General features: G+C 73.5%; 10 protein-coding genes and 1 pseudogene. 6 read left to right on the top strand and 5 right to left on the bottom strand.

Annotated features, from left to right (window positions below; translation table 11 throughout):
* Positions 1-274 precede the first annotated feature (274 nt).
* Together HUV60_RS14105 and HUV60_RS14100 are read right to left on the bottom strand one after the other, a co-directional pair.
* The gene (locus HUV60_RS14105) at positions 275-1,051 is read right to left on the bottom strand and encodes an SDR family NAD(P)-dependent oxidoreductase (RefSeq protein ID WP_257850912.1); all 777 of its coding nucleotides are present in this window, start codon (positions 1,049-1,051) and stop codon (positions 275-277) included.
* A gap of 128 nt (positions 1,052-1,179) precedes the next feature.
* The gene (locus HUV60_RS14100; protein ID WP_257850913.1) at positions 1,180-1,515 is read right to left on the bottom strand and encodes a YnfA family protein; all 336 of its coding nucleotides are present in this window, start codon (positions 1,513-1,515) and stop codon (positions 1,180-1,182) included.
* Positions 1,516-1,609: 94 nt separating this feature from the next.
* Between HUV60_RS14100 and HUV60_RS14095 the strand changes: the two genes are divergently transcribed.
* The 5 genes from HUV60_RS14095 to HUV60_RS14075 all read left to right on the top strand — a co-directional run bounded on the left by HUV60_RS14095 (position 1,610) and on the right by HUV60_RS14075 (position 7,810).
* Complete coding sequence (locus HUV60_RS14095; RefSeq protein WP_257850914.1) at positions 1,610-2,695, top strand: LLM class flavin-dependent oxidoreductase; 1,086 nt, start codon at positions 1,610-1,612, stop codon at positions 2,693-2,695.
* Positions 2,692-3,390 (top strand): CE1759 family FMN reductase, encoded by a 699-nt coding sequence (locus tag HUV60_RS14090; protein ID WP_257850915.1) that lies wholly within the window; start codon positions 2,692-2,694, stop codon positions 3,388-3,390. The genes HUV60_RS14095 and HUV60_RS14090 overlap by 4 nt, the downstream gene beginning before the upstream one ends.
* A 163-nt stretch (positions 3,391-3,553) precedes the next feature.
* Positions 3,554-4,348: a response regulator transcription factor gene (locus HUV60_RS14085; protein ID WP_257850916.1), complete on the top strand. Its 795-nt coding sequence runs from the start codon at positions 3,554-3,556 to the stop codon at positions 4,346-4,348.
* A gap of 24 nt (positions 4,349-4,372) precedes the next feature.
* Positions 4,373-5,833 carry a HAMP domain-containing sensor histidine kinase gene (locus HUV60_RS14080; RefSeq protein ID WP_257851733.1) on the top strand — a complete coding sequence of 487 codons (1,461 nt, stop codon included), beginning with the start codon at positions 4,373-4,375 and terminating at the stop codon, positions 5,831-5,833.
* Between the two features lie 219 nt (positions 5,834-6,052).
* Positions 6,053-7,810, top strand: a complete 1,758-nt coding sequence (locus HUV60_RS14075) for a sigma-70 family RNA polymerase sigma factor (protein WP_257850917.1) — start codon at positions 6,053-6,055, stop codon at positions 7,808-7,810.
* A gap of 52 nt (positions 7,811-7,862) precedes the next feature.
* Here HUV60_RS14075 and HUV60_RS14070 read toward each other — a convergent pair whose 3' ends face one another.
* Positions 7,863-8,204: a serine/threonine-protein phosphatase gene (locus tag HUV60_RS14070; protein WP_257850918.1), complete on the bottom strand. Its 342-nt coding sequence runs from the start codon at positions 8,202-8,204 to the stop codon at positions 7,863-7,865.
* A gap of 672 nt (positions 8,205-8,876) precedes the next feature.
* A complete protein-coding gene (locus HUV60_RS14065; RefSeq protein WP_257850919.1) occupies positions 8,877-9,974 on the bottom strand; it encodes a carboxylate-amine ligase in 1,098 nt (365 codons plus the stop codon).
* Between the two features lie 661 nt (positions 9,975-10,635).
* Between HUV60_RS14065 and HUV60_RS14060 the strand changes: the two are divergent.
* Positions 10,636-11,240, top strand: a pseudogene (locus HUV60_RS14060) (sigma-70 family RNA polymerase sigma factor).
* 908 nt (positions 11,241-12,148) lie between these two features.
* On the opposite strand, the gene HUV60_RS14055 reads toward HUV60_RS14060, so the two are convergent.
* Positions 12,149-13,291: a PucR family transcriptional regulator gene (locus tag HUV60_RS14055; protein WP_257850921.1), complete on the bottom strand. Its 1,143-nt coding sequence runs from the start codon at positions 13,289-13,291 to the stop codon at positions 12,149-12,151.
* Positions 13,292-13,316 lie beyond the last annotated feature (25 nt).

Genomic DNA, 13,316 nt, shown 5'->3' with positions numbered 1-13,316 from the left:
CCGGCAGACAATGTGTATCGCACGTACCGCCGTGAACGCCGGTCCGAAGTCCCTTTCGTCGACCCTGGCGACGGTTTTTGCGCTTTCGTGCTTCTGTTGCTTTTCGGGGGAAGGGGGAAACATGTCGTACGTGGAATTGCCGGGCGCGAAGGTGCCGATCCGGATGTGGACGGACCCGGCGTCGGTGGAGGAGGTCGCCCTCCAGCAGTTGCTGAAGCAGGTCGTCTGCGTGAAGGGTTGAGCGGATCCGGGCGGATCCGCCCGGATCCGGGCGTCAGTGCTCCCGGTGGACCTTGCTGTTCGACGCCTGGGCGCGGGGGCGGACCACCAGCAGGTCGATGTTGACGTGGCTCGGGCGGGTCACCGCCCAGGTGATGGTGTCGGCGACGTCCGTCGCGGTGAGGGGCTCGGCGACGCCCTCGTACACCTTGGCGGCCTTCGCCCCGTCGCCGCCGAAACGGGTGAGGGCGAACTCGTCGGTCTTCACCATGCCGGGCGCGATCTCGATGACGCGGACGGGCCGGCCGACGATCTCGAGGCGCAGGGTCTCGGCGAGGACGTGGGCGCCGTGCTTGGCGGCGGCATAGCCGGCGCCGCCCTCGTAGGTGGCGTGCCCGGCCGTCGAGGACACGACGACGACCGTGCCGTCACCGCTCGCCTCCAGCCTGGGCAGCAGGGCCTGGGTGAGGTGCAGGGTGCCGATGACGTTCGTCTCGTACATCCGGCGCCAGTCCTCGGGGTCGCCGGTCGCGACCGGGTCGGCGCCCAGCGCCCCGCCGGCGTTGTTGACCAGGACGCCGATGCTCTTGAACGCGGTGGCGAACTCGTCGACGGCCGCGCGGTCGGTGACGTCGAGCGGGTACGCGGTCGCCGCGTGGCCCGCCGTGTTCAGTTCCCCGGCGAGCGCCTCGATCCGGTCCTTGCGGCGGGCGGTGAGGACGACGCGGTAACCGGCCTCGGCGAGCCCGCGTGCCGTGGCGGCCCCGATCCCGCTGCTCGCGCCGGTGACGACGGCGATGCGCGACGCTGCGGACGGTGGTGCGGCGGCCATGGGGCTCCTCCATACGGGCGACTGCGGTACCGGGCCAGGTCAGGATATGCGGGGCCGCCCGGGCCCTCTCGCCCGCCCGGGGACCGGCCCCGGGCGGCCGTGGGCGGGTGCCTCGTCCGCCCGGCCTGTCAGCCGCTGCGCGGGGCCCACATGATCACGGCCATCCCGGCCAGGCAGACCAGCGCGCCCGTGATGTCCCAGCGGTCCGGGCGGTAACCGTCGGCGACCGCGCCCCACAGGAGCGAACCGGCGACGAAGATCCCCCCGTACGCGGCGAGGACGCGGCCGAAGTGCGCGTCGGGCTGGAAGGTCGCGACGAACCCGTAGGCGCCGAGGGCGAGGACGCCGCCGGCCGCCCACATCCAGCCGCGGTTGTCCCGTACGCCCTGCCAGACCAGCCAGGCGCCCCCGATCTCCAGGATCGCGGCGAGGACGAACAGCGCGGCGGAGCGGGCGATCAGCATGCGGGCAGCTTCGCACGCGGTTTCGGAATAACGGGGGCAGGGGACCCGTTCACCGATATAGTTGAACCATAAACAACATGGAGGGTGAGCGGTCATGCAGTTCGGGATCTTCAGCGTCGGCGACGTCACGGCCGACCCCACGACGGGGCGCACCCCCACCGAGCGTGAGCGGATCAAGGCCATGGTCGCCATCGCGCTGAAGGCCGAAGAGGTGGGCCTGGACGTGTTCGCCACCGGCGAGCACCACAACCCGCCGTTCGTGCCGTCCTCGCCGACGACCATGCTCGGCTACATCGCCGCGCGCACGGAGAGGCTGATCCTCTCCACCTCGACCACCCTCGTCACCACCAACGACCCGGTGAAGATCGCCGAGGACTTCGCCATGCTCCAGCACCTGGCCGACGGCCGGGTGGACGTCATGATGGGGCGCGGCAACACCGGGCCGGTCTACCCCTGGTTCGGCCAGGACATCCGCGAGGGCATCAACCTCGCCATCGAGAACTACGCCCTGCTGCGCCGCCTGTGGCGCGAGGACGTCGTCGACTGGGAGGGCCGGTTCCGCACCCCGCTGCAGGGCTTCACCTCCACGCCCCGCCCGCTGGACGACGTACCACCGTTCGTCTGGCACGGGTCGATCCGCTCGCCCGAGATCGCCGAGCAGGCGGCCTACTACGGCGACGGCTTCTTCCACAACAACATCTTCTGGCCCGCCGACCACACCAAGCGGATGATCGAGCTGTACCGCGCCCGCTACGCGCACTACGGGCACGGCACACCGGAGCAGGCCGTCGTCGGCCTCGGCGGCCAGGTGTTCATGCGGAGGAACTCGCAGGACGCGGTGCGCGAGTTCCGTCCGTACTTCGACGTCGCCCCCGTCTACGGGCACGGACCCTCGCTGGAGGAGTTCACCCGGCAGACCCCGCTGACCGTGGGCTCCCCGCAGGAGGTCATCGAGAAGACGCTGTCCTTCCGTGACTACGCGGGCGACTACCAGCGCCAGCTGTTCCTCATGGACCACGCGGGGCTGCCGCTGAAGACCGTGCTCGAGCAGCTCGACCTGCTCGGCGAGGAAGTGGTGCCGGTGCTGCGCAAGGAGTCCGCGAAGGACCGTCCGGCCGACGTGCCCGACGCGCCGACCCACTCCGCGCTGACGGCCGGCCGGAAGGCGAGCAGGGTATGAGCGTCGTCGTCGTGTCGGCCGGGCTGAGCGTGCCGTCGTCCACCCGGCTGCTCGGGGAACAGTTGGCCGCCGCGGCCACCGGGCGGGCCGCGAAGGACGCGCGGGTGATCGAGCTGCGGGACCTCGCGGTCGACATCGCCCACAACTTCACCAGCGGCTTCCCCGCGCCGGCGCTCGCCGACGCGATGGACGCGGTGACCGGGGCGGACGGGCTGATCGCGGTCACGCCGGTGTTCTCGGCGTCGTACAGCGGGCTGTTCAAGTCGTTCTTCGACGTGCTCGGCGTACGGGACCGCCAGGCGCTGGCCGGCAAGCCGGTGCTGATCGCCGCGACCGGGGGCACGCCCCGGCACTCGCTGGTGCTGGAGCACGCCCTGCGGCCCCTCTTCGCCCACCTGCGCGCGGTCGTCGCCCCCACGGGGGTGTACGCCGCGTCCCAGGACTGGGGCGACAAGGGCCTGGACGCCCGGATCGAGCGGGCGGGAGGTGAGCTGGCCGCACTGACGGCCGCACTGACGGGCGCGCTGCCGGCCGCCTCCGGCGGTGCGGACGGTGGCGCGGACAACGGTACGGGCGGCGGTACGGGCGGCGGCGCGATCGGTGGCACACACGGGGGCGCGACCGGTGACACGTTCGACGCGCGCAACGTGGTGCCGTTCGAGGAGCAGCTGGCCGCGCTGCGGTCGGCGGGCTGAGCGCGGCGCGGGGGGCACGGACCGTGCCCGGCGCGCCCGGCACGGAACTCCCGGCGGCCCTCCGCGGACCGGGACGGGAAGCCGGACCGCGACAAGAAGCGGAAGGCGGCCCGCGGGACACCGGTCGTTCCCGGGCTGCGGCGGTGCTTGGCAGACTGGCCCTGTGCCCCCTACCGCGCCCCACACCCCCACCGTGCTGCTCGCCGAGGACGACCGTGCCATCCGCAACGCCCTCGAGCGTGCCCTGACCCTGGAGGGCTACCGGGTCACCGCGGTCGCCGACGGCGTCGAGGCGCTGGCGCAGGTCCACCGCAGCCGGCCCGACGTCCTCGTGCTCGACGTGATGATGCCCGGCATCGACGGACTCCAGGTGTGCCGGGTGCTGCGCGCCGAGGGCGACCGCACCCCCGTACTGATACTGACGGCGCTGGTGGAGACCGCCGACCGGATCGAAGGACTGGACGCGGGCGCCGACGACTACGTCGTCAAACCGTTCGACGTCGAGGAGGTCTTCGCCCGGCTGCGCGCCCTGCTGCGCCGGGTGCCGCCCGTACCGTCCGTGTCCGCCGGGCCGCCGGCTCAGGAGACGCACCCCCCCAGGACACCGCCGGGGGCACCTGAGGCCCCGGACGGGCGGCCGGGTGTCCCGGAGGCGGGGCGCTTCGTCGGGGCGGCCGGGCTGCGCATGGATCCGCGGGCGCGCCGGGCCTGGCGGGGCCGGCGGGAGCTGGAGCTGACCCGCACCGAGTTCGAGCTGCTGGAGCTGCTGCTGCGCAACGCGGGCGTCGTCCTCGACCACTCCACCATCTACGACCGCATCTGGGGCTACGACTTCGGCCCCGGTTCCAAGAACCTCGCCGTCTACGTCGGCTACCTGCGCCGCAAACTCGACGAGCCCGGCGCGCCGCAGCTGATCCACACGGTGCGCGGGGTGGGTTACGTGCTGCGGGAGGACTGAGTGGCACGCGGTACCTCGCGCACCGTGGGCACCTCGCGCACCCCGGCGGGTGCCCCGGCCGGGCGGCGCCGGCCGCGGCTGCTGTCGCTCGGCACCAAGTTCGCGGTGGCGTTCGCCGCGGTGACGGCCACGATCACCGTCCTGGTCGGCCTCCTGTCCTACAGCGCCGCCGCCCGGCTGCTGCGGGTGGACCAGCAGACGGTGTTCGACGAGGTCGTGGAGGACCTGCGGGGTGCGGTCCGGGCGAACCGGATGTCGCCGGTCGACTTTTCCTCCGCCGCCCCCGGCCACGACCTGGTCCGGCCCGCCCGGACGGACGTCCAGGTCCTCGGGCCGGACGGCCGGATCGTCGACCCGGGCGACCCGGGGCTGCCGGTGGTCGCCGCGGACCGCGCGGTCGCGGGTGCTGCCGTCGCCGGGCGGGTGGTCGAGCACGCGGACGTCGACGTCGGCGACGACGTCTACCGCGTCGCGACCGTCGCGCTGGGCGGCGGCCGGGGCGCGGTGCAGGTCGCGCAGGAGTTCAGCGACATCGAGGACCTGTTGCTGACCCTCCAGCGGCGCACGCTCGTCCTGATGGTGGCGGTGGTGGTCGCGGCCGGTCTGTTCGGCTGGTGGCTGGCCCGGCGGATCACCCGACGCCTGGTCGTCCTCACCGCCGCCGCCGAGGACGTCGCCCGCACCCGCAGGCTCGGCATCCAGGTGCCCGTCGCCGGTCACGACGAGGTGGGGCGGCTCGGCCGTGCCTTCGACCGGATGCTCGGCCGGCTCGCCCAGTCCGAGGACGACCAGCGCCGGCTCGTCCAGGACGCGGGCCACGAACTGCGTACGCCGCTCACCTCGCTGCGGACCAACATCTCCCTGCTGCGCCGTATCGACGAGCTTGTGCCCGACGCCCGCGAGGAACTCGTCGCCGACCTGACCCAGGAGGCCCGTGAGCTGACCGATCTGGTCAACGAACTCGTCGAGCTCGCCGCCGGCCAGTCCGACACCGAGCCGCCGTGCCGGGTCGACCTCGCCGTCATCGCCCAGGACGTGGCCGGACTGGCCCGGCGCCGGGGCGGCCGCGAGATCACCGTCCACGCGAGCGGCGACACCACGACCGACGGACGGCCCGGGATGCTGACGCGGGCGGTGTCCAACCTGGTCGAGAACGCCGTCAAGTTCGACCGGGACGGCACGGCGCCCATCGACATCACGGTCGCGGGGCCCGCACGGCCGGGCACCGTACGGGTGGAGGTCCGCGACCGGGGGCCCGGCATCGCCGCAGGTGACCTGATCCGCGTCTTCGACCGCTTCTTCCGCGCCGCCGACGCCCGCTCCCTCCCCGGTTCGGGGCTCGGTCTCTCCATCGTCCGCGAGGTGGCCCTGGCCCACGGGGGCGCCCCCTACGCCATCCGCCGGCCCGGCGGCGGCACGGTGATCGGCTTCACTGTGGGCGGCGGCCCGCTGCCGCACCCCGACGCCGGCGAACCAGGCCGGTGACCGTGCCGGTGTGTCCGCGCCGCGGACGGTGACGGCGCTCACCGCCATGCGCGGGGCCCTGTGCCACACTCTCCCCGCGGTGACCGAACGCGCGTACGTGCGTGGGGGCTCGCGCGGACGGGAACGACTCCCGCGCTTTGTGTTATCCGGCCCCCGGCGACGGCTCTCCTCCTGTGACAGGGCAGTACGGGCCAGGACCGAGAAGGAGCGTGGACGAGCATGTCATCGAGCAGCGAACCCGGCGGGGAGACGGTCGAGGCGGCACGGCGCGGCGACCTGCGGGCCCAGGACGAACTCGTCGCCGCCTACCTCCCGCTGGTCTACAACATCGTGGGCCGGGCCCTGAACGGGCACCCCGACGTCGAGGACGTGGTGCAGGAGACCATGCTCCGCGCCCTCGGCTCCCTCGGCTCGCTGAAGGACCCCGGGTGCTTCCGGTCCTGGCTGGTCGCCATCACCATGAACCAGATACGCCGCCACTGGCGCAGCGAGAACGACAGCCGGTCGGGGCCGGTCCGGTCGGGCCTGCACGACGCGCACGACGTCGCCGACCCCGGTGCCGACTTCGTGGACCTGACGATCCTGCGGCTCGGCCTGGAGGGCCAGCGGCGCGAGGCCGCCGAGGCCACCCGCTGGCTGGACCCCGACGACCAGGCGCTGCTGTCGCTGTGGTGGCTGGAGGCGGCGGGCGAGCTGACCCGGGCGGAGGTCGCCGCCGCGCTGGAGCTGCCGCCGCAGCACACCGCGGTACGCGTACAGCGGATGAAGGCACAGCTGGAGACGGCCCGGCTGGTGGTACGGGCACTGTCCGCGCGGCCGCGCTGTGTCCTGCTGGACGACATCACCGCGGCCTGGGACGGCGTCCCCTCGGCCCTGTGGCGCAAGCGCATCGCACGGCACGCCCGGGACTGCACGGTCTGCGCGGGCTTCCAGTCGGGGCTGGTCCCGGCGGAGGGCCTGCTGGTCGGGCTGGGGCTGGTGCCGGTCGCGGCGGGCCTGCTCGCCGCTCTCGGCGCCGGGACGGCGGAGGCGGCGCCGATGTCCTTCGCCGGCCACGCGGCGGCGGGACCGGGGGCGTACGGGGACGCGGGAGGCCCGGCGCCCGCCGGCTCCCCGGCCGAGCCCCTCGGGACGGTGGAGGTGGGCCGACGCCGTGCGGGCCGCGGCGCGGACCGCCGGACCGGCGGCCCCGCGGGCAGCCGCGCGCAGAGCCGCGCACGCAGGCGGCGGAGCCGGAACATCACGGCCGTGGTCGCGGCGCTGCTGGTCACCGGCGGTGCGATATCCGGGTGGGCCCTCCTGACGCCGGACGGTGAGGCGGACAAGGTGCAGTCGGCCTGGGAGGGAGCCCCGAAAGCCACGGCACCGGATCCCTCGTCGCCGGAACCCCCCACCTCGGCCTCGGCCTCGCCCTCGCCCTCCGCTTCCGCCCCGTCCTCGGCCTCCGCCTCACCGGACGCGTCGCGGGAGCCGAAGTCCTCACCCACACCGAGCGCCGACACGTCCCGTACGAAGTCCGCCGCCCCGGCCCCCGTACAGCCCGAGAGGACGACGACGCGCCCCCAGGCGGCACCGACCACCGGGTCCGCGCCCGCGGCCGCTCCGGGAGGCGGCAACGCCGCCGAGGTCCTGTCCCTCGCCAACGCCGAGCGGTCCGAAGCAGGGTGCTCACCGGTGACGCTCGACGACCGCCTGAACAAGGCGGCCCAGCTGCACAGCGAGGACATGTCCGCCAACGACTACTTCTCCCACACCGGGCAGAACGGCAGCAGTTTCGTCGACCGGATCACCGCGCAGGGCCACCCGAGCCCGGGTGCCGAGAACATCGCCCGCGGCCAGAGCTCCGCCGCGAGCGTCATGGAGTCGTGGATGAACTCCGAGGGCCACCGCGCGAACATCCTCAACTGCTCGCTGAAGACGATGGGCGTGGGCGTGGTCACGAGCGACTGGACGTGGACCCAGGTGTTCGGCCGGTGACCGGGTTCCCGGTCACCGCATGCGGCGTGCGGCTCGCTCGGGGCCGTCGTCATCAGGTACCCCACGGGATCAGCTCCTGCTGGTGACCGCCACGCCACTCCGTGAGAAGCACGGTGACGTCGTCGAGCGCGCCGTGGTGATGGTCCGGCACCGCCGCCATGAGCCGGCGCAGCGTCTCGTGCAGGGTGTGCCGGCCCGAGTGCTGGCGGAGGACGAACTCGATGAACCGGCCCCGCCCGAACTCCCTGCCCCGGGTGTCGCGAGCCTGGACGATGCCGTCGGTGTACAGCAGCAGATGGTCACCGGGCTCCAACTGCTCCCGGCGCTCGGTCACCGGCAGCCCGAGACCGGTGCCCGTGGGCCCGGCCGACGGGCGGGCCAGCTCCGTGGCCACCGGTTGCCGCGCAGCAGTACGGGCAGGTGATCTGGCGCAGCACGGTCTCGCGGAGGTTCACGGCGAAGACGGCCGTGTCCCGCAGGCCGGCCCCCTCCGTGTGCTCGGCGATCATCTCCGGAAGCTGTTCGAGGGTAGCTGTGTGACTCGCCTGCACCAGCCTCATCAGCGCTGCCGAGGACCTGTCGGACATGCGCCGCACCTCTCGCCGGGCCGGCCGGGGGGAAGCCGTCCGTACGCCGTGGCGCGATCCCGTGGAGCGCGAGCGGGCCCTTCGGCGACCTCATGAGGAGGACGAGCTGCTGCCCCGCCTGCGGGCTGCGTTCGGCGATCGCCGGTTGCGGCGCATGAGCGCCGTGTGGGAAGCGGTGCGGGCAACCGCCCCGGCCCGCCCCCTCCCGGCGCCCGCCGGGCAACGCCCTGCGAGGCGTCCCTCTCGGCGTCTTCGACCGGCTGCGCGACCTCACGCCGGGCAGCGGCCCCGCCGCCTGCCGCGCTTCCCCGGTGGCCTCCGGAGCCGCGGTGGCCGCGGGCGCCGTCGTCCTGGTGGTCCGTGCCGCCCGTCATCCGGCGCACGCCTGACGACGGGCGGAGGCCTGCGCGGCCTGTCCTGTCACCCCCGCACGTGCTGTCCGGCGCCGCGCCGCCGACCGCCGTCGCCGCTTCCGGCGGTCAGGGCATGCCGCTGGCCTCGATGATCATGGCCGTGAGGGCGTCGGGGCCGTTCTCGGCCAGCGTCTGGCGCTGGCGGTCCGCTCCCGTGCCCTGCTGCAGCAGCCGGTGGACCAGTGAGGTCACCTCGCGGCTGTCGCCGGCCTCTTCCAGGGCGGGGCCGACATGTTTCAGAAGTCCGTACACGGCGTCCCCCGCCCGCCGGCGCCGGCCGCGCGAATCGATCAGCTCACCGCTCAGTCCGTAGCGCGCGGCCTGCCACATCGCCGCGTCCACCAGTTCCGGAGCGGGATCCGGCTCCTCGACGCCGTCGGCCGTCTCGCGCAGGGCGGTGTCGACCAGGGCGCGCAGCAGCCCGGCGAACATCACCGCGTCGTCCGTGCGCAGCTGGACGTCGAGGCAGCGGATCTCGACGGTGGGGTAGTCCTCGGACAGGCGCGCCTGCCAGTACAGCTGGCCGGTGTCGCCGATCACCCCGGCCGCCAGCAGACGGCGTACCCGTGCGTCGTAGTCCGTGTCGTCGGCGAAGCGCGGCGGGACGCCACTGACCGGCCAGCGGCCGAAGACAACGGTGCGCCAGCTGGCGAAGCCGGTGTCGCTGCCCTCCCACAGGGGGGAGTTCGCCGACATGGCGGTCAGGAGCGGCAGCCAGACGCGGATCCGGTTCAGTACCTGGACGCCGACGTGCCGGCCGGGGACGGAGACGTGGACGTGCATGCCGTTGACCAGCTGCTCGGCCACCAGCTGCGGGGCCTGGTGCTGGAGGGCCCGGTAGCGGGCCCGGTCGGTGACAGGCACCGTCAGCGCCTCGCGCAGCGGCGGCGTGCCGCTCGCCACGATCCGGCAGCCGTGCGCCTCCGCCGCTCCGGCCACGGCGTGCCGCAGACGCAGCAGATGCCCGCCGACCTCCTCCAGCGTGCCGCACACCGGGGTGGCCACTTCGATCTGCGCCTGCAACAGCTCCGACTGGATCTCCCGGGCGGTGACGAACGGCTTCACGCCGGCCGCTGCCCGCACCTTCTCCGCGCGTGGCGCCAACCGGCCGGTGACCGGCTCCACCAGCATGTACTCCTCTTCCACACCGATGGTTGTGGTCATGACCGGCCTTTCATCACTGTTGCACGGCGCCCGCGTGTTCGTGGAGGCGTTCAGGGCCGGGCGTCACCGCTCGGCACCCGGACCTACCACCGTCTGCCCAGCGATGCTCGTGAAATGCCACCGGCGTGCCCGTTCACATCTGGTGCCACCGGCCCGCGTCCACGACCGGGGGGCTCGCCGACCGCCCGTCACGCACGACCGGACCCTGGCCGGGCGCTGCGACCGGGTGCTGGAGCTGGCCGGCCGCGGGAGGCCGTATGAGTGTCCTGGCCGCGGCCGACGTCGGTCGGCTGCGCCCCCGACTGCTTCATCCGGGGCCGAGCCGTGTCGCACCGGCGGTACGGCGGCACGGATCGCCTTGTTCGTGGAGGGGTCGGCCAGAGCCTGCGGCAGGCCGCCGAGCGCGACGGCGGCCGGCAGGAACCCGGCCCCGGGGCCGATCCGACCAGCGCCAGGGCGACCGCCCCCAAGACCAGAGGACCATCGGGCGCCGCCGCGGCCCCACCCGGTTCACCACCCGGCCGCCGACCGGGGAGAGCACGGCCGCCGCCGCGGCCCCACCCGGTTCACCACCCGGCCGCCGACCGGGGAGAGCACGGCCGCCGTGGCGGGCCCCACCCGGTTCACCACCCGGCCGCCGACCGGGGAGAGCACGGCCGCCGTGGCGGGCCCCACCCGGTTCACCACCCGGCCGCCGACCGGGGAGAGCACGGCCGCCGTGGCGAAACCGGCGGGGGTCGTCGATCCAGAGGCGGTGGGGAACTTCGTACGTGCTCTCCACCGAGACGTGCGCCACTTCGTCACCTACCTCAGCCCCGCCCCCCTCAGGCCGCCGACGACCTGGCCCAGGACACCTTCCTGCGGGCCCTCGGCAGCCTGCACCGGTTCGAGGGCCGCTCCTCTGCCCGCACCCGGCTGCTGTCCATCGGCCGCCGAGTGGTGATCGACAGCTACCGGCACGCGTCCGCCCGGCCCCGGCTCCTCGACACCGACGACTGGCAGGCCGCCACCGAATGCGCACAGGATCGTGGTCTGCCGGGCTTCGACGACGGCAACGCCCTCACCGAACTGCTGGACGCGCTGCCCGACGAACGCCGTGAGGCGTTCGTCCTCACCCAACCCGTCGGTCTTCCCTACGCGGGGGCGGCCGAGCTCGGTGACTGCCCGATCGGTACGGTCCGTTCTCGCGTGGCCCGTGCCCGCGCCCCGCTGATCCAGTCCCCGCGGGACGCCGAGCGGGGTGAACCGCTGGACGCCGCCGCCTGACGGCGTCCGCAACGGACCTGCCAGGGCGTCAGTCACAAGTGCTGCGGAGCACTCGGTACTGCGGAGCACTTGTGCGCCGAGGAGTCCGAGGCAGAGGACGACAACGCCACCCAGGGCACTTCGGCGCCCCCGGCGAAGCCGACGTGCCCCCGAGTGCCCCGGCCCCCTGACGGCCCTTCTCCGGTACAGAGGAGGGCGAGACCCGAGAGACCCCGCCCGCTACCGGTGAAGACCCGGGTCAGGGCCATACCAGGTAGTACGCCTGGTGCCCCGCCTCGTGCAGCCGGTGGCTGAAGTCCTGCCACTCGGGGCGCAGTTCCCGCCCAGCGCCCCGGAGCACCGCCGGGCCGCGCCGACCGCGTCGAGGGACGACTTCTCATCCTCCGTCTCGTCCACCACCAACATCGCCTCCCTCTCGCCGCGTTGCTCCACCGTCCGGGCCGCGACCGGCCGGCGGGTTGCCTCGGTGCCGAAGGGGGCCCTCGACAAGAAGTGCTGCAGGACATGCGGACCGCTGGGGCCGATCGCCCGATCGCCCCGGCCGACGACCAGCAGCTCGCCGATTCCTTGACCGTCAGCAGCCCAGAAACCATGTTCCGGCAGGTCAGCCGGGGCTCCCGGCGCGGGAAGCAGCTCGCGAGCCCGCCCGTCGACCCCTCGAACGGCCCGTCCCACCCGGCGTGTACTGCCGTGCCCTGTGCGGCCACCGCTTCTTGATCCTTCGTCACACGAGACCACGATGCCGGTGGCGGTATCCCTGCCCGCAGGCATCCCACCCACCACGCCGGCCGGCGGCGATGCCTCACGCCTCACGAACTGCAGCTGCCGTGTCTGACAGACGGGGCGCCGATCCGTCAAAGCGTCTTACACCCGATCACGAGGCCGACTGTCCGAAGCGGTCCACTAATTCATCGACGGTCCCGAAGGCCGACCGCCAGTGTCAGTTCAAGGACCCGGTGGGGCGATGCGAGGTCCGGGAACAGCTCCCGCAGCTGCGACATCCGGTACCGGACTGTCTGGGGATGGACGAACAACGCCGCCGCCACCTCGTCCCGCCTGCCCTGGTGCAGCAGCCACGCCCGCAACGTCTCCTCCAGCCGCCATGCGGTCGCGACAGGCAAGGTCCGCAACGGTGCGAGGGCTCGGGCACGCAGGTCTGCGAACGCGTCCACGTCGGCGCTCAGCACCAGCTCGGGCAGGTGGTCCTCGGTGTCGCGAATATCGGAGGAGAGGGAGCGCGCGCGTATGGCTCGTGCGTACGAGGCGGATGCACGAGTCCATGGCCGGGCCGGGCCGACCACGGCGGTGCGGTCGGTCAGCTGCCGCAAGAGATGTGATCGGTCGGCATCGGGGACGAGCAGCACACCGGTGGCGTCCGGCAGGTCGTCGAGGACGAGGGTGCTCGGGTCGAGCGCGCGGTAGGCAGGCCGGGCCTGGGCGGCGGGCAGCAGGACCGCGGTCAGCGAAACCGGAGGCTGCCACCCGGCCCGTTGAACGGAGGCCAGCAGCGCGTCCGGGCTCGCGCCGGCGAGGAGGTCGCGGGCCAGGTGTTCCAGGTGGCGCTCGTGGGCCCTGCCCCGGGCGGCCAGTTCGTCGGCATGGCCCGCGGCGCTCGCGGCGGAGAGCTCGTCGATGTAGGCGAAGGTCAGCTCGGCGAACTTGGCGATTTCGGCGGCGGGCAGACCTGCGGGTACGGCACCCGCTGCCAGGCATCGCCAGGCCACGCGGGCGCCGACGCGGTAGGCGCTGAGCAGGGCGTCCATCGAACGGCCGTCGCGCACCTCGCCGCGGCCCAGCTCGTAGGCTGCGTCACCGGCGTCGCCGCCTGTGGCGTTCCCGCTCGCGAGGTCCAGATAGTGCCCCAGGGCGGTGCGGACGGCTCGGCGGATGGTGGCGCCCATGTGGCCCGAAAGGGCGTTGGCGTAGGGAGGGACCTCGTCGATGATCGCCTGGACGACCTCGTCGGCGGTGGTCTTCAGCGCGGCCCGAAGTGCGGTGACCGTCGTCTCATTGAGGGCCAGTTCGCTGGCCCTTTGGATTGCATGGCTCACGTTTTGTTCCCTGCGAACAATTCTG

This window comes from Streptomyces sp. KMM 9044, assembly GCF_024701375.2.
Lineage (GTDB): Bacteria > Actinomycetota > Actinomycetes > Streptomycetales > Streptomycetaceae > Streptomyces.
The sequence above is the reverse complement of the archived record's forward strand: the minus strand, read 5'-3'. Positions and strand labels throughout refer to the sequence as shown.

Bases quoted from the DNA above. Each gene is read 5' to 3' on its own strand.
- HUV60_RS14095 (WP_257850914.1), top strand. From the start codon at position 1,610: ATGCAGTTCGGGATCTTCAGCGTCGGCGACGTCACGGCCGACCCCACG.
- HUV60_RS14105 (WP_257850912.1), bottom strand. From the start codon at position 1,051: ATGGCCGCCGCACCACCGTCCGCAGCGTCGCGCATCGCCGTCGTCACC.
- HUV60_RS14100 (WP_257850913.1), bottom strand. From the start codon at position 1,515: ATGCTGATCGCCCGCTCCGCCGCGCTGTTCGTCCTCGCCGCGATCCTG.
- HUV60_RS14065 (WP_257850919.1), bottom strand. From the start codon at position 9,974: ATGACCACAACCATCGGTGTGGAAGAGGAGTACATGCTGGTGGAGCCG.
- HUV60_RS14090 (WP_257850915.1), top strand. From the start codon at position 2,692: ATGAGCGTCGTCGTCGTGTCGGCCGGGCTGAGCGTGCCGTCGTCCACC.
- HUV60_RS14075 (WP_257850917.1), top strand. From the start codon at position 6,053: ATGTCATCGAGCAGCGAACCCGGCGGGGAGACGGTCGAGGCGGCACGG.